This window comes from Methylobacterium sp. BE186, assembly GCF_031457035.1.
Taxonomy (GTDB): domain Bacteria; phylum Pseudomonadota; class Alphaproteobacteria; order Rhizobiales; family Beijerinckiaceae; genus Methylobacterium; species Methylobacterium segetis.
The window spans coordinates 341,720-363,141 of record NZ_JAVDVV010000001.1 but is presented as its reverse complement, the minus strand read 5'-3'; the positions used below and the strand labels follow the sequence as shown (position 1 = coordinate 363,141).

Here is a 21,422-nt window from a genome sequence, read left to right as displayed (position 1 = left end):
GCCCCGAAGAGGTAGCATGCGGGCGTCGTGCGGTCGCGCCTCAGCCGACCACCTCGGCAAGCTCCCGCCCGATCGCCGCCAGGGCCGGCCTGCCCGCCGGGACGAGGCCGCCGAGGCCGTAGAAGAAGTGGATCATGCCCCGATGGCAGGAGTGGCGGACGGGCACGCCCGCCTCCGCGATGCGCGCCGCGTAGGCCGTGCCGTCGTCGCGGACGATGTCGTACTCGGCGGTGTGGATGATGGCCGGCGGCAGGCCGGCGAGGGAGGCCGCCCGGAGCGGCGACAGGCGTGGGTCGGCTAGGTCCAGGCCCGCGAGGCCGAGGGCCTCGACGTCGCGGGCGATCGTCGCCGCGTCGAGGAAGTAGCCGCTGGCGTAGTCGGCTCGGGAGGCCCCCTCCCCCACCCCGTCGAGGACGGGGCAGAGGAGAAGCTGTGCGGCGATCGCCGGCCCGTGCTCCCGCGCCTCCTGGGCAAGACGGGCCGCGAGCCCGGCCCCGGCCGAATCGCCGCCGACCGCGAGCCGCGCCGGATCGATCCCGAGGGCAGGGGCATGCGCGGCGACCCAGGCGAGGCTCGCGCGCGCGTCCTCGACCGCGGCGGGAAAGGGGTGCTCGGGGGCGAGCCGGTAGGCGACCGAGACGGTGCGGCAGCCGGAGGCGGCCGTCAGCGCCCGGCAAATCCCGTCATGGGTGTCGAGGTCGCCCGCGACGAAGCCGCCGCCATGGAAGAAGAGGAGCCCGGCGCTGAGGCCCGCCTCGGCGCCCGCCGGCGCGTAGAGCCGGGCGTGGAGGGGGCCGCCGGGGCCGGGCAGGATCAGGTCGCGGGTCTCGGCCGGCTCCGCCCCGCGGGCGGCGAGCCGGGCGAGGCTGCGCAGGGAGGCGCGCCGCCCGGCCACATCCGGCTCGGCCACGCCGCCCATGGTGATCATGTCGAGGAAGCGCCGGGCGTGCGGGTCGAGGGTCATGAGAGGCGTCAGAGCCGCAGGGCGGCGCGCACGCTCTCCGGCCAGCCCGCGACGTCGCCCCCATGGATGGCGAAGAGCGCCACCGCGAGCCGGTCCATGCCGAAGGCGACGCAGCCCGTATGGGCCGGCTCGCCCGCCGCGTCGCGCAGGTCCCAGGTCGTGCCGAAATGCTCGCGGTGGTAGTTGAAGCTCATGCAGGCCGTGCCCGCCGCCTCCCCGCGCAGGGGCACCAGCAGCTCGAATTTCAGCGACTGCTCCAGCTGGCTGAAGGCCATGATCTGCCCGACGCGGCCGAAGAACGGGTCGCTCGCCTGCTCGATCCGGTAGGGCAGGCCGAGGTCGTCGGCGAGCGCCGTGGCGCGGGTGATCCAGCGCTCGCGGAAGTCGCGCACCTGCTCCGGCGTGCCGATGCGGACATACTCGCGCATGCGGAAGGATTGCAGCCGGTCGAGATGCGGCGAGGGCTCGCGGCGGAAGCAGTCGCAGGCGACGTCGAAGCGGTAGCCGCCGGCCGGCACCGGCCCGCGCGCGGCGGCGATCGGGTAGACGGGGTAGCAGGCGGCCGGGGTCAGCACGAGATCGGCGGTCGCGAGCTCCGCCGTCCAGTCGCCGCCCGCCGCGTGCAGGTCGGCCGCCGCGCGGATCTCCGCCTCGCTGCCCTCGAGGCAGGAGACGCAGCCCAGCAGGTTCGGGAAGCTCTTCAGGTAGCCGTGGCGCTCCAGATGCGCCCGGCTCATCACCGGCGGGAAGCGGAACACCTCCGTCTCCGCGTCGCGCTTCGAGGAGATCAGGGCGGCGAGTGCCTCGACGACCGATTCGTAGGCGCCGGTGCGGGCGTAGACGCCCTGCGCGTTCATCGGCCGGAACATCGCGTCGAAGAGCGCGTCGAGCGGGTCCTGCGCCGGCGGCGCGGCCGGCACGTCCATGACCTTCATGTTCATGTGGGCGGCTCCTGTGAGCGATTTCCTGGCCGGTCAGTCCCGCAGGGAGGCGGCGACGGGGGACATCAGGGTGAGGGTGGAGAGGTTCGCCAGGATCCGGTCGTTGTGGATCATGACCGGCGCCGAGAGGATGTCGCGGAGCGCGCGACCGACGCTGAACGCGCCGTCCTGCCGGTAGCCCGCGAGGCCGTTGGCGCGCAGCGCGCTCGACACCGCGGCGACCGCGAGTTCCGAGACCTCGACCTTGAGCATCGTCAGCGTCGTCTGGACGTCGAGGGCGGAGAGGCGCGACGGATCCTCGCCCGCATCGGCGAACAGGTCGATCGCCTGGGCGATCAGGGCGCGGGCCTGGCGCAGGCTGGAGACGGCGCGGGCGTAGTGGACGGCGCCGGGCGGCGCCTGGCCTCCGGCCCCGCGGGCCGCGGTGCGGGTGAAGGCCTGGGCCTTGTCCACCGCGCCCGCCGCGATGCCGGCCCAGGCGCTCGACCAGAGGATGTGCGAGACCGGGGTCATGGTCTGGCCGTGGATCTCCTGGTAGCGCGCGGCGAGCACCTGCTCGGGTCTCGCGCGGGCGCGCAGCCGGAACCCCGCGCTGCAGGTGCCGCGCATGCCGAGCGTCTCCCAGCCGCTCAGGCGCTCCAGGGTGTAGTCCTCCTTCAGGAAGACGCAGAGCACCTGATCGGAGGCGGCGGCGTCCGCGGAGCGGCGGGCCACGGTGACGATGCCGTCGGCCTCCGCCCCGTAGGAGATCACGGTCGCGGCACGCTCCAGGGTCACGAAATCCCCGTCCGGCTCGATCGCGGCCGCCGAGGAGCGGACATTGCCCCCGCCCTGGCCCTCGGTGGTCGAGGAGGCCAGGAGGAGTTGCTCGGCCGAGAGGCGGCGCATCACGCCCTCGCACCAGGGCTCGCTCCGCCCGTGACGGACGAGGCAGGCGACCTTGGTCTGGTGCATCGCGAAGATCATGGCGGTCGAGGCGCAGGCGCGGCCGAGCGCGTAGGCGATCTCGGCGAGATCCTGCGTGGTGGCGCCCTCGCCGCCGAGCGCGATCGGGATGCCGGCGCCGAGGAGCCGCTCGGCGCGCAGGGCCTCCACGGCCTCGGCGGGGAAGCGCGCGTCGCGGTCCACGGCCTCGGCATGCAGGGCCGCGACGGCCGCTGCGGCGGCAGCCCGCGCCTGCAGGTCGCTCCCGCTCTCGATGGAGGCGGCCGCATGGCCGTGCTGGATCGTCATGGAACCTCTCGCGCCGTCGCAGACCTCGCGGCCCGATTCGCGACCGGTCGCGTGCGGGCCGCCGTTCGGGAGAACGTAAGTACGGCTACCGCTAAGACACCCTTATGGAGATCCTCGAAAACTACTGAGATCGGCCCAGAACCGAATTAACGAGAATTATCGTTAAATTTGAGGCCTTATTGATCCTCGACCTCCGGAGACCTATTCAACACACATCCGGGCATCGCACGTGAACGGTCGTGCCGAATGCTCACAACCGCAGCATTCCAGGATTGCGAGACCAGCATGTCACAGATCGAATCGACCCAGGTGGCCGACCGCGCGATGGCGCTCGCCCAGGAGATCGCGGCCCAGCATGCGGGCGCCCGGGCGTTCCGGCCGAGCGACGCCCTGGTCGATGTGGGCCTGACCTCCCTCGACCTCGTGAACCTGATGCTGGCGATCGAGGCGGAATTCGACATCCTGATCCCGCCAGCCTGCCTCAGCCCGCAGAATTTCCACTCGGTCGAGGCCATCTCCCGCATGGTCGAGGCGGTGCGCGCCGGAACGCATTAGGACGCGTCCCGCCGAAACCTGATGACAGCGGCGACGGCGCGCCAAGCCGGGAGGAGGCCGTGATCGGGCCCGCCGCGACCGGGCGCGGCTTCGAAACGGGGCATGGAGACGTCGAGCCCGATCGTCCGGGGGCCTGCCCCGGCGGAGGCGGCTCCGGTGAGGGGCCTCAGGCGAGGGCGCGGGCGGCGGCGGCGACCTTGCGCACCGAGGCATCCACCGCGTCCGCGGCCTCCGCGATGCTCTCCATGCTGCCCCGCACGATGCCGACGCTGTCGGCGGCGTTCTGCATGTTCACCGACATGTCGCGGGTCACCGCGGCCTGCTCGGTCACGGCCGAGGCGACGCTGAGGGAGATCTCGCTCAGGGAGCCGATCGTGTGCGTCACGCCCTCGATCGACTCGACGGCCTGCGCGGTCGCGGACTGGACGGCGCCGATCTGCTGGGCGATCTCCTCGGTGGCGCGCGAGGATTGGTTGGCGAGCGCCTTCACCTCGGCCGCGACGACGGCGAAGCCGCGCCCCGCCTCGCCGGCGCGGGCCGCCTCGATCGTCGCGTTGAGCGCGAGCAGGTTCGTCTGGTCCGCGATCGAGCGGATCAGGGTGACCGCCTCGCCGATCTTGTCGGCGGCCGAGGTGAGGCTCGCGATGATGCTGCCCGCCTCTCCCGCCCGGCGCACGGCCTCGTCGGAGGCGGCCTTCGATTCGCTGGCGTGCCGGCTCAACTCCTCGATCGAGGCGGCGAATTCCTCGGTGCCCGCGGCGACGGCCTGCACGTTGCCCGAGGTCTGGCCCGCGGTCTCGGTCGTGGACCGGGCTTGGCGGGCCACATCGGTCATCGCCCGCATGATCGCGTCGATATCGGCATCGATCGCCTGCTGGCCCGCGACGCGCCGGTTCCGGTCGGCGACCTGCCGCGTCACGTCGGTGGCGAACTTGACGACGGCGCAGGGCCTGCCCTCCGCGTCGAGGACCGGGTTGTAGGCGCCGAAGATCCAGACCTCCCGTCCGGCCTTGCCGAACCGCTGGAACTCGCCGGCCTGATACTGCCCGGCCGCGAGCGCCCGCCAGAACGCGGCGTAGGCCGGGGACGCCCGCTCAGCCTCGGAGACGAACAGGCTGTGATGCCGGCCGCGCACTTCGTCGAGGCTGTAGCCCATCGTGGCGAGGAAGTTCTCGTTCGCGTCGGTGATCGTTCCGTCGAGGGTGAAGTGGATCACGGCCTGCGAGCGATGGAGGGCCGCGATCTGGCCCTCCGTGATCGCGTCGCGCAGCTTGCGCTCGGTGACGTCGGCCGCGACCTTGACGATCTTCACGACGCGCCCGCGACGATCGACGACCGGGTTGTAGGAAGCCTGGATCCAGACGACGCGCCCGGATTTCGCGATCCGCTTGAACTCGCGGGCCTGAAACCGGCCGGCCCGCAGCGCATTCCAGAAGGCGCGATACTCTTCGCTCGTCCGTTCGGCCTCCGGCACCAGCTGGCTATGGTGGCGGCCCCTCAACTCGGCGAGATCGTAACCCAGCAGGGCGAGCATGATCGGGTTCGCGGACAGGATCGTCCCGTCGAGATCGAAATCGATTCGGCCTTGGGACTGATCGAGCGCATTCAACATCGCCGCGTGATCAGATCCGCCGAATCTCATGGCGATTCCCCCTAATCCATTCGTGGATAAGATGTTTCGCCCTCAGTGACTAAGAATCTCTTAAATGACATCGTTTCACAAAAACGTGATCAGGTTTCATGACGTTCTTGTGTTCATCTTGCAGCGCAGATTCTCGCCCGATTCCGAGATGATCATGACGTCGCTTGATGTTTTGCGCGGGTGACGGGCCACACCCGAGGGACGGGGACGAGAGTACGCTTGCGGACGCTCGCCGGGAGCGGCCCGGAAGGGGCGCGGGCGCCTCGCAAATCCTGTCCTATTCAGGTGGGGCTTGCGCCGGTTCGACCTCTTTTCGAGCACAACTCCCGCCGCACTCCAGGCTTCGAACTGTACGAAGCACAACATTCGCTCATAAATCGGGCAACGTTGCTGGCTTGCTTTGAGATAGAGGTCGCGGTCCTTTCGCGAGATCGCGCTTGAATTCACGCTCTGACGGTGTTCATCTGGGAAGTAGTTACACATTTGTCCTTGCCTTCCCCGCGCATCGTCATAACTTGCGCTGCGGAGGGGATTCAGCGTCGAGGATCGTGAACATGTCTGAGGTTGCACCAGCACCGCACAGTGTCGGCATCGAGCGCACTGTTGATGTGGTCTCCGCTTACGTCTCGAACAATTCCGTTCCCACTGCCGATCTTCCGGCTCTGATCGCGAGCGTCCACGAGGCACTGAAGAGCCTGGCGGACGGCACGCCCAAGGTCGAGGCCGACGTGGTCGAGAAGCCGACGACGGCTCAGATCCGCAAGTCGATCCGGCCGGACGGCCTGATCAGCTTCATCGACGGCAAGTCGTACAAGACGCTGAAGCGGCACCTGACGAAGCACGGGCTCGACCCGCACAGCTACCGCGAGCGCTACGGATTGCCGGCCGATTATCCGACCACGTCGGCCAATTACTCGGCGCAGCGCTCCGCCCTCGCCAAGAGCCTCGGCCTCGGCCAGCCGGGCCGGCTCGGCCTGGAGGCGTCGCCGGAGGAGGCCGAGCCGGTGGCCACCGATGGCGCGCGCCGCCCCCCGGGGGCCGGCAAGAGCCGGGCGAGCCGCAAGGCGGCCGTGGCCGCAGCCTGAGGATCGATTCCTAGAGGGTCCGCGGGCCGTTCCGGCGCAGGAGCCAGCCTCTGGCCCTCAGGAGGAGGGCGGGGCGCACGCGGGCCACGTCGTCGCCGTCGAGCAGCGGCGATGTCCCGAGCGCCGAGAGGTAGGCGGCCTCGGCATCCTTGCAGGCGCGCAACGCCGCGTCCGCGGCGAGCGTCCGGCTCGTGAGCGCGGCCTGCACGGTGAAGCTGCGATGCAGGCAGCCCTGCCACGCCTGATGACGATCGGCCGCGTCGCCCGCACCGGCCGGAAACGCTCCGGCGAGCCAGGCTCCCAGCACGGAGCATGCGAGGAAGCGTGGCGTCATGGGCGGGAGGCTCCGGAACGCTGCCAGCCTCGCGCCTCGTGCTTGACGAAGCCTGAACGCACTCCGCTCCACCCCGTCCCGGATCGGGACTCGAGCCTCCTCGCGGATCCCCGGATCAGGAAGAAGGCCCCGATGCGGCCCCCGGTCCTCGCGCGGTCCGGGCTCCGCCCCCTCGAGATGGCGCTAGCGGTTGGCCGTCATGGTCGGGGAGGGCGTGCGGCCGAGGGAGACCCAGCCGATCGCGTCCTGGCTCTCGCGCTTGATGAACGCGTAGCCGGTCTGCCGCCAGGGCAGGACGGTGCTCGTCTTGTTGTCGAGGATGAAGTCGCCGCGGTCGGTGATGAGCGTCAGGACGGCGTGGCCCTCGCCCTTCTCGTCGATCACCACGGTCATCCGCATGGCCCGGCGCGGCAGTCCCGCCTCCGCCAGCATGTGGCGCTTGAGGAGCTGGAAATCCTCGCAATCGCCGATGCCGTCCTCGGCCATGTCCCAGCGGTCCGGGACGTTGAGGTGGTCCATGTCGGTCATCGCGCGCACCGCCTTGTTCACCCGGCGGTTGACCGAGACGATGGTGTTCCAGATCCCCGGCGTGAGGGTGATGGAGGCGGGCTCGCTGCGGTCGACGGCGCACTCGGCCGCGTAGCCCTGGCAGAAGGTGACCCAGGCCGAGATCGGCCGCGCATCGCCGGCCACGACGGCGGCGCTCGGGACCGAGGGCAGGGCCGCGTAGCTCTGGGCGGCCGCCGGTGCGGCGAGAGCCGCGAGGGCGAGCCCCGCCAGGGCGCAGCGCCCGAGCCCGCGCCGGGCCGACACCGTAATCCGCTGCTTCAGACCTGCGAACCGCATCGCCGAGCCCATCCGTTAAGCTTTCATTAACGAACGTCTCACGGCCCGGCTCCGCCCGCAATCGGCCGGTTAAGATTGGGTTAATGCTGTGCGTAACGCGGGGCGGCCGTGCCCCGGTGTCAGCGGGCGGGCGCCGCCTCGGGCAGAGCCAGCTGCACGAGGCCCGGCCTCGCCCGGAGCCTGTCGAGGGCGGCCTCGACGGCCGCGGGATCGAGCCGCCCGGTCGCGAGGCGGATCCGGAACATGCCCCCCGGGAGCGGGCCGTCCACGATGACCGCGCCGGTCTCGCGCAGGGCCTCGGCGATCTGCGCAGCGCTCGCGGCGGGCGCGAAGGCGACGAGGGCGTGGCTTCCCGCCCCGGCCGCGCCTCCGCCGCCGTGCGAGGCCGTCTCGTAGGCGGGACCGCCCCGCTCCCGCAGGAGCGCACCGGCGAGGAGCCCGGCCTGCCCCAGGATCACGAGGCAGGCGGCGAGGCCGAGGCCGGCCAGCGCCGGCGGAGAGAGGCCGGACAGGGCCTCGCCGAGACGCGCCAGCCAGCCCCGCGGGCTCCGCCCGGCTTGTGCCGCGAGATCCGCATCGATCCGCGCGAAGAGCGCGTCGCGGGCCGCTCGCGAGGCCGCGCCGATCGCCTCGTTGACCGCGATCGTCTCGTCCCGCTCGGCCTCGGCGATCGCGAGCCGGCGGGCGAGGTCGGGATCGCGGGCGAGTGCCGACTCGATGCGGGCCAAATCCGCGGGGTCGAGGCGGCCCGTCGTCCGCCAAGGCAGGATGAGGTCGAGGTCGTCCGGCTCGGCGGGTGTCTTCGGGGTGGAGGGCATGGGCGGATCACCTCAGGGCCAGCCGCGGTCGATGCCGGCGGCGAGCAGGTGCTCGGACAGGCGCTTGCGCGCGTGGAACAGGCGGGTCTTCACGGTGCCCGCGGGTATGGCGAGGACCTGCGCCACCTCCTCGACGGAGAGGTCGTGATAGTAGACGAGATCGACCACCATCCGGTGCTCGGCGGACAGGGCCGCGATGCAGCGGCGCAGGGCCTCCGACTTTCCCGCCTTCTGCAGGACGGCCTCGGGCGTGTCGGCCTCGTCGGGCACGGCCTCGGCCGTCTCCGGGTCCAGCGCCGCGTGCGGGCGCCGCCGCAGGGCCGAGAGCGCCTTGAAGCGGGCGATCGACAGCATCCAGGTCGTGACGCTGGCGCGGCCCTCGTAGCGGCCGGCCTGCTGCCAGACATCGAAGAACACGTCGCTCACGAGATCCTCCGCGCCGGCCGCATCCCGGAGGAGGCGCACCAGGAACCGGTACACGGCGGTGGCGTGGCGGGCGTACAGCGCCTGCATCGCGGCCCGGTCTCCCCGGGCGATGCGGGCGACGAGGTCCGCGTCCGGGATGTCCGTCATCCGTGCTCCCCGGTTCGTCGCGCGGGAGAGGGCGTCGGTTCACGGGAGGGCGAAAGAATCCGCGGCCCGGTCACGGCCGCGCCTGATCGCTGCCGGGGATCTGGCCGCTGCCTGGGACCGGCGTCGCGCTCATGCCGCCGGAGGATTGGGCTGCGGCGACCGCGGGCGCAATGAGCGCATTCAGGACGCCCTCCGCGTCGGCGAAGCCCGCACCGAACTCGGGATCGGGCCCCGGCGCGCCGAGATCCCGGGCCGCGCGGACCAGGGCGGCGCGGATCTCGCCCGGCGCGAGCGCGGGCCTCGCCTGCAGCATGAGGGCGACGAGCCCGCTCACCTGCGCCGCCGCCATCGAGGTGCCGGAGGAGAAGCCGTAGGTGCCGGAGGGAGCGGCCACCAGCACATCGACGCCGGGTGCGGCCACGCAGACATGGGCGCCGCGGCTGGCGGCGGGAAACAGCCGGTCCTCGGCGTCGGTCGCCGTCACCGCGATGACGCTCGGATCGGCGGCGGGGTAGAGGGGGGGCGCGCCGGGGCCCCCGTTGCCGGCGGCGGCCACGTAGACGGTGCCGGCCCGCACGCCCGCCGCGAGGAAGCGCGCCAGCGCCTCGTCCCGGGGGCCGGCGAAGCTCATGTTGACGACGCGCGCCTTCGCCCGGGCCGCCCAGTCGATGCCCCGCAGGACATGCAGCGTGGTGCCCTGTGCGCCGGCGGCCGTCTCGCCGGAGAAGGCCCGCACCGCCAGGAGCCGCGCCTCAGGCGCCGCGCTCGCGAGTTGGGCGCGGGCGCCGAGAAGGCCGGCGATGGCGGTGCCGTGCGGGTGCGGCGCCGGCGGGCCGGCCTTCCCCAGCGCGTCGTAGCGCTCGGCCACCGCGCCCTGCAGGGCGGGATGGGCCTCGTCGACCCCGGAGTCGATCACCGCGACGGGCACGTCTCGGCCGGTGGCGGTGCGGTGGGCCTCGTCGAGCCGGAGCTTGCCGGCGGCGTACTGGACGCCCGCGAAGGCCGGCGCCGCGCCGACGAGAGCGTAGGCGTGGTTGGCCTGCGCGGACTCGACCGCCGGGTCCCGCGCCAGCGCGGCGACGAGGGAGTCCACGGAGCGCCCGCCGCGGATGCGGGCACGGTTCAGCGTGACCGGCACGAGGGTGAAGGTGTCGGAGGAGACGAGATCGAGCCGCTCCCGCGCCAGGAGGGACCGGAGCGTCCCGGGGCGGGCGCCGGGGCGGAGCGCGAACAGCACCTCGCCCGGGACCTCGCCGGGCTCGGCGAGCGCGGCGCGAGCCGGCGGGGGCGACGAAGCGGGGCCGGGTGCGGGCCTCGCGGGCGGCGGGTTCGGCGGTCGCGCCGCGGCCTTGGGCGGCTTGGGCGCCGGCTTGGGCGACGCTTCGAGCCCGGGGGCGGCCTGCCGGCGCCGGGGCGGATGCCGGGGTTCGGGAACGGCGCGGACCTGCGTGGCGCGGCGCGGCGGGCGTTCGACCTCCGGCGCACGCGTCGCCTCCGGGCGTCGGCGGGGCGGCGGCTCGTCCTCCTCGACGACCTCGCGCGGCGGCGGGATCAGGCGGGGCACGATGCCGATGAGGCCGGGCAGCCCGATCATGGGGCCGCCCCCGTAGCCTCCGCGCGCGGGGACGCCCCGGTCGAGGACGGCGCCGGGCCGGGTCTGCGCCGCGGCGGGCGCGAGCCCGCCCGTCAGCAGGAGGAGGGTTGCGGCGAGCCGGCGAAGCGCCCCGGCGACGGAGGACGGCGTGTCGAACGGCTGCCGCATGGCAGGGCTGCCCCTTCGGCGAGCCCCGATTCGTCAAGTGTCTCGGGGCATCTCGACTGTAGAGGAGCCGATCCCCCGGGTCCACGGCCGCTCCGGGACTTGGCGGATCGGCGGTGGACGGGGCGAAGACTTGACCTCACTCGCAGACGCGGACCCTACGGACGTACACGTTGCCCTCCTCGTCCTCCATCCGGCGGCGCTCGACGTAGCAGGACTCGGCCGCGCCCGCCGCACCCACGGCGATGGCGCCGAGCGCCAGGCCGCCCGCGAGCGCGGCGGCGCCGTAGCCCCAGCCCGGCCCGTAGCCGCCCGGCTTCTTCACGCCGAGACCGGGGAAGTACTTGATCGGGGGGGCCTTCTTCGGGCCGAAGCAGGTGCCGGACAGGGCGCAGGGGGCGAGCTTGAACTGGTCGGCCCGGGCGCCGCCGCCGAGGCCGGCGAGGACGAGGGCGGAGAGGGCGATCGGCAGGAGGGCGGAGCGGGCCATGGCGGGGATCCTTCGGGTGTTTCCGGGCCATCCATCGCGGCCCTGACATCCGTTGGTCGCGCCACCCCGCCGGTGGGTTCACCGACGGACGCACTTTTTTTCGGGATTCTTCGCGGGGCGCCCGCCTCAGCCCGGATGCGTGTTGTGGATCTGCTCGAAATCGAGCAGCGCGGTCTCGATCACGATCTGCGTCCGGCTGATCACCTCGAGCTTGCGCAGGATCTCGGAGACGTGCGCCTTCACGGTCGAGTCGCCGACCTGCAGCTCGTGGGCGATCTGCTTGTTGAGCTTGCCCTGGCGGATCATCATCAGGACGCGCAATTGCTGCGGCGTCAGGCGCGCCACGCGCTCAGCCAGCGGCGCCTTGCCCCGGCCCGCGGACGAGGCCGGCGCGCTCGCCGCCTGGGCGAGCCCGGGCGGGATCGCGAGGGCGCCGCTCAGCACGTCCGAGATCGCCCGCGTCAGCGTCGCCTTGTCGACGGCCTTCGGCACGTATCCCGCCGCCCCGTGCTGGAGCGCCTCGCGCATGATGCGCGGATCCTCGTGGCCCGAGACGATGAGGATCGGTACCCGGGGGAAGCGGGTGCGGATGGTGACGAGGCCGTCGAAGCCGGCCACGCCCTGCATGGAGAGGTCGAGGAGGGTGAGATCGATGCCGCGGTTCGCGCTGAGCACCGCGCAGGCGCTGGCGATGCCGTCGGCTTCGTGGAGCACCGCGTCCGGGTAGGCGAGGCGGATGGCGCTCGCCAGTGCGTCCCGGAACAGGGGGTGGTCGTCGACGATCAAGAGTTGCATGGGTGCCCCTCCCGCTCCGTCCTCAGCGGGAGCCCCGTTCTCCCACGATCCCGCGCCCCGGTCCAACACGCTCGCTCCTTCGCACAGGGGCCCGGATCGGAACCGGCTTTGGGAAGCGGGAGACCCGGTCCCGTCCGGAGACCCCGGGTGCCCGGACGGGCGTTGAGAAAACCGCCCCGGCTCCCGAGGTCCCGGAGCGCCCGCCGCCGGAGGAACCGGCGGCGGGGACTCACCTCAGCGGGAGGCCAGGGTCTTCGGGAGCTTGAAGGCCCAGAAGCTGCCGCCCTGGTTGATGCCGGCGGTGGACTTCGCCACCTCGCCGCCCCAGAGCGGAACCGCCCCACCCCAGCCCGCCGCGACGCCGATCCACTGCTCGCCGTCCTGCTCCCAGGTGATGGGCGAGGCGACGACGCCGGTGCCGACCTGGAACTTCCAGACTTCCTCGCCGGTCTTGGCGTCGAAGGCCTTGAGGAAGCCCTCAGGCGTGCCCGTGAAGACGAGGTTGCCCGCGGTGGTGAGGACGCCGGCCCAGAGCGGAGCCTTGTTCTTGTATTCCCAGACGACCTTGCCGTTCGTCGGGTCGATGGCCTTCAGCGAGCCGATATGGGTGTCGAAGACCGGCTTGATGGTGAAGCCGGCGCCGAGATAGGCGGCCCCCTTCTTGTAGTTCACCGGCTCGTTCCAGATGTCCATGCCCCACTCGTTCGAGGGGACGTAGAACAGCTTCGTGTCCGGGCTGTAGCCGATCGGCATCCAGTTCTTGCCGCCGAGGAAGCTCGGCACCGCGAACACGGTCTTGCCCTTCTTGCCGTCCTCGGACTTCGTCGGGTCGCCGGGGCGGAACGCGTCGTCGTAGATCGGGCGGCCGTCCTTATCGATGCCCTTGGCCCAGTTGATCTTGGCCACGAACGGCGAGGCGGAGATGAACTTCCCGTTCGTGCGGTCGAGCACGTAGAAGAAGCCGTTGCGGTCGGCGGTGGCGCCGGCCTTCACGGTCTTGCCGTCCTTCTGCAGGTCGAAGGGCACGAACTCGTTCACGCCGTCGAAGTCCCAGCCGTCGTGCGGCGTGGTCTGGAAGCCCCAGACGATCTCGCCGTTCTCGGGGTTCAGCGCGATGCGCGAGGCCGACCACTTGTTGTCGCCCGGCCGCAGGGCCGAGTTCCACGGGCCCGGGTTGCCGGTGCCGAAGTAGATCAGGTTCGTCTCGGGGTCGTAGGTGCCGCCGAGCCAGGTGGCGCCGCCGCCGAACTTCCACATGTCGCCCGGCCACGTCTCGTTGACCTTGCCGGTCATGGTCGAGGGCTTGCCGTTGAGGGTGCCCATGTGGCCCTCGATGACCGGGCGCTGCCAGACGAGCTCGCCCGTCTCGGCGTCGCGCGCCTCGACCCGGCCGACGACGCCGAACTCGCCGCCCGACACGCCGGTGATGACCTTGCCGTTCACGATGATCGGGGCGGCCGTGTAGCTGTAGCCGGCCTTGAAATCGTCGATGTCCTTCTTCCAGACGACCTTGCCGGTCTTCTGGTCGAGCGCCACGAGCTTGGCGTCGAGGGTGCCGAAGATCACCTTGTCCTTGTAGAGGGCCGCACCGCGGTTCACGACGTCGCAGCAGGGCAGGATGCCCTCAGGGAGACGCGCGGCATATTCCCAGATCTTCTCGCCGGTGCGGGAGTTGATCGCGTAGAGGCGCGAGTAGGAGCCGGTGACGTAGATGACGCCGTCCTTGACGAGCGCCTGGCTCTCCTGGCCGCGCTGCTTCTCGCCGCCGAAGGAGAAGGAGTAGGCCGGCACGAGGCCCTTGATGGTGTCGCGGTTGATCGTCTTCAGCGGGCTGTAGCGCTGGGCCTGCGGCCCGAGGCCGTAGGTGACGACGTCGCCGGTGGTCTTGGCGTCGTTCAGGATGTCCTGGTCGCTCACGCCCTCGGCGCGGGCGGGCAGCCCGGCGGCGGCGACGACGAGCGCGAGCGCCCCCACCGCGCTCAAGAATTCCTTGCGTACCCTCATGGCGTTTCCTCCGTTATGGCGCGGCCCCGGTTCCCGGAAGCCGTCGGGGCCTCGCTCCCCGATTCGAAGGAGCCCCTTGTGCCTGAGCGTAGAGCGGCTCACGGCCGCCGCTTATTGGCCATTAGTCGAAAGTTCTCAGATCTTTCTCAGGTTTCGCCGCACTTTCCGGCGGCCAAAACGGCGCCATCCGACCCAACGACTTGGATCGGAGGCCGTCTCATCGGATCAACCCCCCCGAATCGGGGCCTTGGCCGGTGCCTTGGCCGGGGCCGGCGCGGCCTAGTAGCCCTTCGGCGCCGTGAAGCTGACGCCGTAGGTCTCGCAGATCGCCTTCAGCCGCCCCTCCGCGGTGAGCGCCGTGATCGCGTCGCCGACCGCGTAGGCGAGATCGCGCGAATCGGTGCGCACGGCGCCGCCGAGGTCCCAATGCGTCTTCACCATGCCGGGGATCGCGATCTCGACGACCGGGTTCTCGCCCGGCGCCGCGCCGCCCTCGCGGAGCGCCGCCTCGATCGACGAGCGGGTGCCCGCCAGGATCGGCGCCTCGCCGGAGAGATAGGCCTTGGCCGCCTCGTCGAAGCTGCGGAAGTGCTTGAGCGCGCCGCGGTGGCGCCCGCCCTCGGCCATCAGCAGCTGGAGGTCCGAGGCGCTCGCCCCCTCGACCGCGACGGAATGCCCCTCGATGTCGGCGAGCCCCTTCAGGCCCTCGACCTTGTCCTTGCGGTAGGCGAAGGCGAGGTGCTGGTCGTAGTAGGGGATCGTGAGGAAAATCTGCTCGTTGCGGGTGGCGAGCATCTTGTCGTGGGGGACGTGCAGCATCAGGTCCGCGAGCGCGCTGCCCGCGAGGTCGCCCTTCCACAGGTTGAGGCGGAAATCGCCGTCGATGTTCTCGCCCGCATCCACGATCCGCAGGTCGAGGCGCACGCCGAGCTTTTCGGCGATGGCGCGCGCGAGGTCGACGTCGATGCCCCGCGGCTTGCCGGCCCGCTCCTCGGAGAAGGGCGCGTTGTCGCCGTAGAGGGCGACCCGCAGGGTGCCGGAGGCCACGACCTCGTCGAGGGGGCGCGCCGGCGCCGCCCCCGCGGCGAGGAGGGCCAGACCCAAGATCGCGAGGGCGCGGAGGTCGAGCCGCATCCTACTCCTCGTGCTTCGATTCGATGTAGCTGCGGATCGCCCAGAGGGCTTCCTGCGAGAGCACCCCCTCGAAGGCCGGCATCTTGGTGACGCCGTTGATGAGGGCTCCGTGGCGCACGCGCTCCTGGAACCAGGTGTCGCCCTCCTGGCCCTTGTCGAGGTAGCGCAGGTCCGGCGCCAGCCCGCCCGAGACCACCTGGAGGCCGTGGCAGCGCGCGCAGTTCTGGTTGTAGCCGGAATCGCCGATCGCGATGGCCTTGGCGTTGCCCCGATAGGGATTCTCGCTGCGCCACTCGTCGCCGAGGGGCTCAAGGCCGGTGGTGTCGACGGGCTGGGGCTGGACGTCGCCGTGGGCAAGAACGTGCTGCGCCGAGAGAACGAGACTGAGCGCGAGCGCCGCGCTCCCCGCGAGCCGGGGGACCTTCCGCATACCGTTTCCTCCTGATCTTGAGAAGGACGGTAGCAAGCCCCTTCCGTCGAACCCATTGTGCTTTGGTACAGCTTCAAGTCGCCGGCCTTGTGCACCTTGGTCCAATATCGGGCGGGTGCGCCGGCCCTCTATCGTTTCCCGACAACAGACGATCCAGGGTGGAAGCGAGATCGGCCGCGATGCGGGCTGGAGGCGAGCGCGGGCACGGCGCGACGGGACGGCACGCCGCTTCCGCACGGGCCGCCGCATGCCTCGCCCTCCTCGCCGGGCTTCTCCTCCCCGCCTTCCCGGCCGCGGCCGCGGAGGCGCCGCTCGCGATCCACTACCTGGAGCGGCGCATCGAGCGGCCGAGCCCCCTCAACAACGAGGACCCGATCCCCGACGACGAGGGCGCGGCCGGCGCGGAACTGGGCTTGGCGGACTCGAACGCGACGGGCCGCTTCCTCGGCCTCTCCTTCGCGCTGACGCGCACCCTCGTCGAGCCCGGCGCGGATCTGGCGGAGGCGTTCGGCAAGCTCGGCGCCCCCCGCTTCGTCGTGGTCAACGCGCCGGCCGAGGACGTGCTGGCCCTCGCCGACCTGCCGGCGGCGAAGGACACGGTCTTCCTCAACGTCGGCGCCCCCGACACGCGCCTGCGCGACCGCGACTGCCGGGCGCGGCTCCTGCACGTGCTGCCCTCGCGCGCCATGCTCACCGACGCGCTCATGCAGTTCCTCGTCTTCAAGCGCTGGGGGCGCATCCTCCTCGTCTCGGGGACGGAGCCGGCCGACGCCCTCTACGCCGAGGCGCTGAAGGCCAGCGCCCGCAAGTTCGGGGCGCGGATCGTCGGCGAGGCGCGCTTCGACGTGCACGGGGCCGACATCCGCGATTCGGCGCTGCGCGAATTCGCCCTCGTCACGCGGAGCCCGGACCACGACGTGGTGGCGGTGGCCGACGAGGCGGGCGCCTTCGGCACGAACCTCGTCTACAACACCGCCGCGCCGCGGCCCGTCGTCGGCACGCAGGGCCTGTCGCCCGCCGCCTGGGGCCGGGCGGTCGAGGCCTGGGCCGCCGTGCAGCTGCAGGGCCGCTTCCGCAAGCTTGCGGGGCGGGCGATGCGGCCGATCGACTACGCGGGCTGGCTCGCCGTCCACGCAATCGGCACCGCGGCCGCGAAGCTCAAGAGCCTCGATCCGGCCGCGATCCAGACCCTGATGCTCTCGCCCCGCTTCGAGGTCGGCGGCTTCAAGGGGCGCTCCCTGAGCTTCCGCCCCTGGAACGGGCAGCTGCGCCAGCCCCTCTTCCTGCTCTGGCCCGGCGCGGTCGTCGCGGCGGCCCCCGTCGAGGGCTTCCTGCACAAGCGCACCGAGCTCGACACGCTCGGCCTCGACGAGCCCGAGAGCGCCTGCCGGGCCTTCGGGGGACGCGCGGGATGAACCTCGGGAGACCCCGCATGATCCGGCTCCGCCTCCTCGCGCTCCTCCTCGCGGCCCAGGCCCTCGCGACACCGGCCGTCACGAGCCCGGCCGGGGCGGAGGAGATCTTCGTCTCGAATGAGCGGGACAACACCGTCTCGGTGATCGACGGGACGAGCCTCGAGGTGGTGCGCACCTTCCCCGTGGGGCGCCGGCCGCGGGGCGTCACCTTCTCGCGGGACGGGCGGCGCCTCTACGTCTGCGCGAGCGATTCCGATGCCGTGCAGGTGATCGACCCGGACACGGGCCGGCTCCTGCACAACCTGCCCTCCGGCGAGGACCCGGAACAGTTCGCCCTCGCCCCCGACGACCGGACGCTGTTCATCGCGAACGAGGAGAACGCCACGACCACGGTGGTCGATGCCGAGACCCGCAAGGTGCTGGCCCAGATCGATGTCGGGATCGAGCCCGAGGGCATGGCGGTGAGCCCGGACGGGAAGATCGCGATCACCACCTCCGAGACCACCAACATGGTCCACTGGATCGACGTGCCGAGCCTGAAGGCGGTGGACGCCACCGCCGTCGAGCAGCGCCCCCGCCACGCCGAGTTCAGCCGCGACGGCACCAAGCTCTGGGTCTCCTCCGAGATCGGCGGCAGCGTCGCGGTGATCGACGTGGCGACCCGGCAGGTGATCGAGACGATCCGCTTCGAGATCAAGGGCATCGCGGGCGACCGGATCCAGCCGGTCGGCATCACCCTGACGCGGGATGGGCGCTTCGCCTTCGTCGCGCTCGGCCCCTCGGACCGCGTCGCGGTGATCGACGCCAAGACCTTCAAGGTGCTCAACTACATCCTCGTCGGGCGCCGGGTCTGGCATCTCGCGCTCCTGCCGGACGAGAGCCGGATGCTGACGACGAACGGCGTCTCCGGCGACGTCACGGTGATCGACGTCGGCACCCAGAAGGCGATCAAGAGCATCAAGGTCGGTCGCTTCCCCTGGAGCGCGGCCGTGCGCCCGAGCGGCAGCGACCGCTCCGCGGGCGCGGCGCCGTGAGGGCAGGATTCCCGGCGACGACGTCGCGCGATCGGGCGCGGGCCTCGCCTCCGCCGTTCGAGAGAGGTCGAGTCCCCGCCGGCGGACCGGGTGAGGCGCGCGGCGTTTCCGGATCCGGCGAATCCCTCACCCCAGCCCTCTCCCGAACGGGAGAGGGAGCCCGTCGCGGGCTTCATCCGGCGTGGCTCGCCCTTCTCGGCCTCCTCCTTCTCGCTCTCCCCGCCCGCGCCGGCAGCCTCGACCGGGCCGGGATCGAGCGCTTCTTCCCAGCGCCCCTCGTCGTCGGCGAGCGGGACGAGGCGGTGCCGGTCTGGCCGATCCTGAAGCAGGAGGCCGGATCCTACGAGGTTTTCGCCTACGCCTTCGAGTCGATCGACCTCGCGCCGATCCCCGGCTTCGGGGGAACCCCGCCGAACCTCCTCGTGGCGCTCGCGCCCGACGGCAGTTTCCGGGACGTGAAGGTGCTCTCCCACCACGAGCCCGTCTTCCTCGAGGGATTGGGCTCGGAGCCGCTCTTCGCCTTCGTGGAGCAGTATGTCGGCCTCTCCGCGCGCCGCGCGATCCGGGTCGGCCGCTCGAACGCGCGGGCGAACGGGGCCGCACCCCAATCGGTCGTCGACGGCATCTCGATGGCGACCGCCTCGACCCGGGTGATCAACGAGTCGATCCTCAACGCCTCCCTCGCGGTGGCCCGCCGGAAGCTCGGATTCGGGGCCGCCGCGAATGTCGGCCTGAAGGTCGAGGCGAAGATCGCGATCTACGCGCCGATGTCGTTCGAAGATCTCATCGCGCAGGGCTACGCGAAGCGCTTCGTCGTGACGAACGGCGAGGTGGAGGCCGCCTTCCGGGGCACGAGCGTCGAGGGCCAGGCCGAGGGAGCGCCGGACGCGCCTCTCACCGACCTCGTGATCGCCTATCTCAACGTGCCGACGATCGGCCGCAACCTCCTCGGGGAGAACCGCTTTTCCGCCCTGATGCGGGAATTGGGCCCGGGCGACCACGCCGTGCTCGTCGTCAGCGCCGGCCCCCTCAACCCGCTGGGCGAGGATTTCGTGTTCGGCTCGATCCCGGACCGGATCGCGATCCAGCAGGAGGGCCTCGTCATCAACGCCCGCGACATGGCGATCGAGCGGCGCGGCGGCGGCATGGCGGGCCTGCCCGCCGGGCCCTGGTCCATCCTGAAGATCGCCTCCCAGGCCGGCTTCGACCCGAGCCGGCCCTGGACGCTCTCCGAGAGGATCGTCCGCGAGCGCGGGCAGATCCTCACCGAGAAGGTCTCGCGCGATTTCGCGATCGGCTACGCTCTGCCGGATACCCTCTTCACCCGCGAGAAGCCGGATGCGGGGCCGAGCTGGATCGATTCCTGGACGGCGCGAGGCTGGGAGCTCGGCGCCATCGCGGCCTCGCTCGGCCTCCTCGTGCCGGTCCTAGTGCGCCAGCGCGGCCTCGTCGCGGACCAGCGTCCCTTCTCGGCCTTCCGCCTCGCCTTCCTGGCCTTCACGCTCCTGTTCATCGGCTGGTACGCGCAGGCTCAGCTCTCGATCGTGACGCTGATCGGCCTCGTGCGGGCCGCCACCGGCAGCGGCAGTCTCAGCTTCCTCCTCTACGATCCGCCCTCGCTCCTCCTCTGGGCCTTCGCGCTGGCGAGCCTCGTCGTCTGGGGGCGCGGCACCTTCTGCGGATGGCTCTGTCCCTTCGGCGCCCTGCAGGAACTCGCGGCCTGGCCGGCCAAGCGCCTCGGATTGCGGCAGGTCGCGGTGCCACCCGCCCTCGACCGGGCTCTGCGTCTCGTGAAGTACGGCGTGCTGGCCGCGATCCTCGGAGCCGCGGCGCTCTCCTCGCCGCTGGCCGACGGCTTCGCCGAGATCGAGCCCTTCAAGACCGCGATCACCCTCTACTTCGTCCGCTCCTGGCCGTTCGTGGCCTACGCAGCCGGGCTGATCCTCCTCAACCTCTTCGTCTACAAGGGATTCTGCCGCTATCTCTGCCCGCTCGGGGCGAGCCTCGCTCTCGGCGGGCGCCTGCGCCTGTTCGACTGGATCCCGCGGCGGTCCGAGTGCGGCAGCCCCTGCCAGCTCTGCAAGGTGCGCTGCCGCTACGGCGCCATCGAGCCCTCCGGCCGCATCGACTATCCCGAGTGCTTCCAATGCATGGAATGCGTGACGATCATCCACGATCCGGCCCAGTGCGTGCCGCAGGTGGTGGCGCGCAAGCGCGGCCGGCGGATCCTTCCGCAACCGGTGGCGGCGGAATGACGGCGCGGCGCTTCCCCCCACGGCGCCGGCTGCTCCTCGGCGCGGCGGGCGCCATCGCGGCCGCCAGCCTCGGCACCGGCGCCTTCCGGACGCTCGCCCGCGCGCGGGGGCTGGCAGCCCACACCCGCGCGGGCCTCGCCTTCGGCACCACCGTCTCGGTCACGGTCGCCGCCGCGGACGGCGCGCAGGCGGAGGCCGCCCTGACCGAGGCGTTCCGCGCGGTCCGGGCTGTCGAGGCCGCCGCGAGCCTGTTCCGGCCGGACAGCGCCCTCTCGCGCCTCAACCGGGACGGCGTGCTGGAGCGGCCCGATCCGCTCCTCCTCGCGCCCCTGCGCTTCGCCCTCAACCTCGCGGCCGAGACGGGGGGCGCCTTCGACCCGACGGTGCAGCCGCTCTGGACCCTGTGGGCGGAGGCCACCGCCCGCGGCGGGCGGCCCGGCGAGACGGCCCTGCGAGAGACGCTCGGCCGGGTCGGCTGGGCCCGCGTCCGCGTGGCTGAGGGCGAGATCCGGCTGCCCGCCGGGATGGGGCTGACCCTCAACGGCGTCGTGCAGGGTTTCGCGGCCGACCGGGTCATGGCGGTGCTGGAAGCGCGGGGCATCCGGGACGCCTTCGTCGACACCGGCGAGTTCGGCGCGACGGGCGCGCATCCCGACGGCACGCCCTGGCGACTCGGTATCGCCGACCCGCGCGAACCCGCCCGGGTTTCCGAGGTGATCGCGCCGTTTTCCGGTTTCGCCTCGACATCGGGCGACTATGCGACGAGCTTCTCGCCCGACCACGCCGACCACCACATCTTCGATCCGGCCACCGGCCTCTCGCCCCGCACCCTCGCCTCGGTCACGGTGACTGCGCCGACCGGCCTCCTCGCGGACGGGCTCTCGACGGCGGCGATGGTGCTCGGCGAGGCGCGCGGCCGCGACCTCGTGGCGCAGCATCCCGGCTGCGCGATGCGCACCGTCGCGAAGGGGTGATCGAACGCCGGTCGTCCGAAATCCTCCTGCCGGTCCGGAGCCGCGGAGACCGGGCGAACGTGTCCAGTTGCGCCGGTCCATCGCGCCCGACATACTCACGTCAAAGACACGGGCCCACGAGCCCGGCAGATCGACGGGAGC

20 protein-coding genes are annotated in these 21,422 nt (G+C 71.9%); 6 read left to right on the top strand and 14 right to left on the bottom strand.

All coding sequences use genetic code 11. The features are described 5' to 3' along the window. Positions 1-40: 40 nt before the first annotated feature. Genes J2X36_RS01730 through J2X36_RS01720 form a run of 3 tightly spaced genes read right to left on the bottom strand, consistent with a single transcriptional unit; the run spans position 41 to position 3,138 of the window. Complete coding sequence (locus J2X36_RS01730) at positions 41-964, bottom strand: alpha/beta hydrolase (RefSeq protein WP_310345341.1); 924 nt, start codon at positions 962-964, stop codon at positions 41-43. Between the two features lie 8 nt (positions 965-972). Then, entirely contained in the window at positions 973-1,905 is a 933-nt protein-coding gene (locus J2X36_RS01725) for an amino acid--[acyl-carrier-protein] ligase (protein ID WP_132252502.1), read from the bottom strand. Positions 1,906-1,938: 33 nt separating this feature from the next. Further along, positions 1,939-3,138 carry an acyl-CoA dehydrogenase family protein gene (locus J2X36_RS01720; protein WP_310345339.1) on the bottom strand — a complete coding sequence of 400 codons (1,200 nt, stop codon included), beginning with the start codon at positions 3,136-3,138 and terminating at the stop codon, positions 1,939-1,941. Positions 3,139-3,423: 285 nt separating this feature from the next. Here J2X36_RS01720 and J2X36_RS01715 point away from each other — a divergent pair, with 285 nt between their 5' ends. Continuing rightward, positions 3,424-3,693 carry a phosphopantetheine-binding protein gene (locus tag J2X36_RS01715; RefSeq protein WP_310345335.1) on the top strand — a complete coding sequence of 90 codons (270 nt, stop codon included), beginning with the start codon at positions 3,424-3,426 and terminating at the stop codon, positions 3,691-3,693. A gap of 166 nt (positions 3,694-3,859) precedes the next feature. Here J2X36_RS01715 and J2X36_RS01710 read toward each other — a convergent pair whose 3' ends face one another. Beyond that, positions 3,860-5,305, bottom strand: coding sequence for a PAS domain-containing methyl-accepting chemotaxis protein (locus J2X36_RS01710; RefSeq protein ID WP_310345332.1), 1,446 nt, complete (start codon positions 5,303-5,305; stop codon positions 3,860-3,862). A 584-nt stretch (positions 5,306-5,889) separates the two neighbouring features. Between J2X36_RS01710 and J2X36_RS01705 the strand changes: the two genes are divergently transcribed. Continuing rightward, positions 5,890-6,420 carry a MucR family transcriptional regulator gene (locus J2X36_RS01705; RefSeq protein ID WP_132252492.1) on the top strand — a complete coding sequence of 177 codons (531 nt, stop codon included), beginning with the start codon at positions 5,890-5,892 and terminating at the stop codon, positions 6,418-6,420. 10 nt (positions 6,421-6,430) lie between these two features. Here the strand turns inward: J2X36_RS01705 and J2X36_RS01700 are convergent, their stop codons facing one another. The 10 genes from J2X36_RS01700 to pedF form a co-directional block, all read right to left on the bottom strand. After that, on the bottom strand, positions 6,431-6,754 hold the full coding sequence (locus tag J2X36_RS01700; RefSeq protein ID WP_132252490.1) for a hypothetical protein: 324 nt from the start codon (positions 6,752-6,754) through the stop codon (positions 6,431-6,433). Positions 6,755-6,937: 183 nt separating this feature from the next. Continuing rightward, positions 6,938-7,600: a transglutaminase-like cysteine peptidase gene (locus J2X36_RS01695; protein ID WP_310345326.1), complete on the bottom strand. Its 663-nt coding sequence runs from the start codon at positions 7,598-7,600 to the stop codon at positions 6,938-6,940. Between the two features lie 119 nt (positions 7,601-7,719). Then, positions 7,720-8,418, bottom strand: a complete 699-nt coding sequence (locus tag J2X36_RS01690) for a hypothetical protein (protein ID WP_310345323.1) — start codon at positions 8,416-8,418, stop codon at positions 7,720-7,722. A 12-nt stretch (positions 8,419-8,430) separates the two neighbouring features. Further along, positions 8,431-8,991 (bottom strand): sigma-70 family RNA polymerase sigma factor, encoded by a 561-nt coding sequence (locus J2X36_RS01685; RefSeq protein WP_310345320.1) that lies wholly within the window; start codon positions 8,989-8,991, stop codon positions 8,431-8,433. Positions 8,992-9,061: 70 nt separating this feature from the next. After that, positions 9,062-10,753, bottom strand: coding sequence for a S8 family serine peptidase (locus J2X36_RS01680; protein ID WP_310345316.1), 1,692 nt, complete (start codon positions 10,751-10,753; stop codon positions 9,062-9,064). Positions 10,754-10,889: 136 nt separating this feature from the next. After that, entirely contained in the window at positions 10,890-11,240 is a 351-nt protein-coding gene (locus J2X36_RS01675) for a hypothetical protein (RefSeq protein ID WP_310345313.1), read from the bottom strand. A gap of 126 nt (positions 11,241-11,366) precedes the next feature. Continuing rightward, positions 11,367-12,035, bottom strand: a complete 669-nt coding sequence (locus J2X36_RS01670) for a response regulator transcription factor (protein ID WP_132252477.1) — start codon at positions 12,033-12,035, stop codon at positions 11,367-11,369. 234 nt (positions 12,036-12,269) lie between these two features. Beyond that, entirely contained in the window at positions 12,270-14,039 is a 1,770-nt protein-coding gene (locus tag J2X36_RS01665) for a PQQ-dependent methanol/ethanol family dehydrogenase (protein WP_310345306.1), read from the bottom strand. A gap of 279 nt (positions 14,040-14,318) precedes the next feature. After that, complete coding sequence (locus J2X36_RS01660; protein WP_310345304.1) at positions 14,319-15,173, bottom strand: transporter substrate-binding domain-containing protein; 855 nt, start codon at positions 15,171-15,173, stop codon at positions 14,319-14,321. A 1-nt stretch (position 15,174) separates the two neighbouring features. Next, complete coding sequence (gene pedF, locus J2X36_RS01655) at positions 15,175-15,603, bottom strand: cytochrome c-550 PedF (RefSeq protein WP_310345301.1); 429 nt, start codon at positions 15,601-15,603, stop codon at positions 15,175-15,177. 179 nt (positions 15,604-15,782) lie between these two features. On the opposite strand from pedF, the gene J2X36_RS01650 reads away from it, so the two are divergent. Genes J2X36_RS01650 through J2X36_RS01635 form a run of 4 tightly spaced genes read left to right on the top strand, consistent with a single transcriptional unit; the run spans position 15,783 to position 21,281 of the window. Beyond that, positions 15,783-17,018: an ABC transporter substrate-binding protein gene (locus J2X36_RS01650; protein WP_405029712.1), complete on the top strand. Its 1,236-nt coding sequence runs from the start codon at positions 15,783-15,785 to the stop codon at positions 17,016-17,018. A 17-nt stretch (positions 17,019-17,035) separates the two neighbouring features. Beyond that, the gene (locus J2X36_RS01645) at positions 17,036-18,052 is read left to right on the top strand and encodes a YVTN family beta-propeller repeat protein (RefSeq protein WP_310345296.1); all 1,017 of its coding nucleotides are present in this window, start codon (positions 17,036-17,038) and stop codon (positions 18,050-18,052) included. Further along, the gene (locus J2X36_RS01640) at positions 18,049-20,307 is read left to right on the top strand and encodes a 4Fe-4S binding protein (RefSeq protein WP_310345293.1); all 2,259 of its coding nucleotides are present in this window, start codon (positions 18,049-18,051) and stop codon (positions 20,305-20,307) included. Before J2X36_RS01645 ends, J2X36_RS01640 begins: the two co-directional genes overlap by 4 nt. Then, a complete protein-coding gene (locus J2X36_RS01635) occupies positions 20,304-21,281 on the top strand; it encodes an FAD:protein FMN transferase (protein WP_310345289.1) in 978 nt (325 codons plus the stop codon). The genes J2X36_RS01640 and J2X36_RS01635 overlap by 4 nt, the downstream gene beginning before the upstream one ends. Positions 21,282-21,422: the final 141 nt, after the last annotated feature.

Coding starts and splice junctions, on each gene's coding strand:
- J2X36_RS01730 (WP_310345341.1), bottom strand. CDS start 964: ATGACCCTCGACCCGCACGCCCGGCGCTTCCTCGACATGATCACCATG.
- J2X36_RS01725 (WP_132252502.1), bottom strand. CDS start 1,905: ATGAACATGAAGGTCATGGACGTGCCGGCCGCGCCGCCGGCGCAGGAC.
- J2X36_RS01720 (WP_310345339.1), bottom strand. CDS start 3,138: ATGACGATCCAGCACGGCCATGCGGCCGCCTCCATCGAGAGCGGGAGC.
- J2X36_RS01715 (WP_310345335.1), top strand. CDS start 3,424: ATGTCACAGATCGAATCGACCCAGGTGGCCGACCGCGCGATGGCGCTC.
- J2X36_RS01710 (WP_310345332.1), bottom strand. CDS start 5,305: ATGTTGAATGCGCTCGATCAGTCCCAAGGCCGAATCGATTTCGATCTC.
- J2X36_RS01705 (WP_132252492.1), top strand. CDS start 5,890: ATGTCTGAGGTTGCACCAGCACCGCACAGTGTCGGCATCGAGCGCACT.
- J2X36_RS01700 (WP_132252490.1), bottom strand. CDS start 6,754: ATGACGCCACGCTTCCTCGCATGCTCCGTGCTGGGAGCCTGGCTCGCC.
- J2X36_RS01695 (WP_310345326.1), bottom strand. CDS start 7,600: ATGCGGTTCGCAGGTCTGAAGCAGCGGATTACGGTGTCGGCCCGGCGC.
- J2X36_RS01690 (WP_310345323.1), bottom strand. CDS start 8,418: ATGCCCTCCACCCCGAAGACACCCGCCGAGCCGGACGACCTCGACCTC.
- J2X36_RS01685 (WP_310345320.1), bottom strand. CDS start 8,991: ATGACGGACATCCCGGACGCGGACCTCGTCGCCCGCATCGCCCGGGGA.
- J2X36_RS01680 (WP_310345316.1), bottom strand. CDS start 10,753: ATGCGGCAGCCGTTCGACACGCCGTCCTCCGTCGCCGGGGCGCTTCGC.
- J2X36_RS01675 (WP_310345313.1), bottom strand. CDS start 11,240: ATGGCCCGCTCCGCCCTCCTGCCGATCGCCCTCTCCGCCCTCGTCCTC.
- J2X36_RS01670 (WP_132252477.1), bottom strand. CDS start 12,035: ATGCAACTCTTGATCGTCGACGACCACCCCCTGTTCCGGGACGCACTG.
- J2X36_RS01665 (WP_310345306.1), bottom strand. CDS start 14,039: ATGAGGGTACGCAAGGAATTCTTGAGCGCGGTGGGGGCGCTCGCGCTC.
- J2X36_RS01660 (WP_310345304.1), bottom strand. CDS start 15,173: ATGCGGCTCGACCTCCGCGCCCTCGCGATCTTGGGTCTGGCCCTCCTC.
- pedF (WP_310345301.1), bottom strand. CDS start 15,603: ATGCGGAAGGTCCCCCGGCTCGCGGGGAGCGCGGCGCTCGCGCTCAGT.
- J2X36_RS01650 (WP_405029712.1), top strand. CDS start 15,783: ATGCGGGCTGGAGGCGAGCGCGGGCACGGCGCGACGGGACGGCACGCC.
- J2X36_RS01645 (WP_310345296.1), top strand. CDS start 17,036: ATGATCCGGCTCCGCCTCCTCGCGCTCCTCCTCGCGGCCCAGGCCCTC.
- J2X36_RS01635 (WP_310345289.1), top strand. CDS start 20,304: ATGACGGCGCGGCGCTTCCCCCCACGGCGCCGGCTGCTCCTCGGCGCG.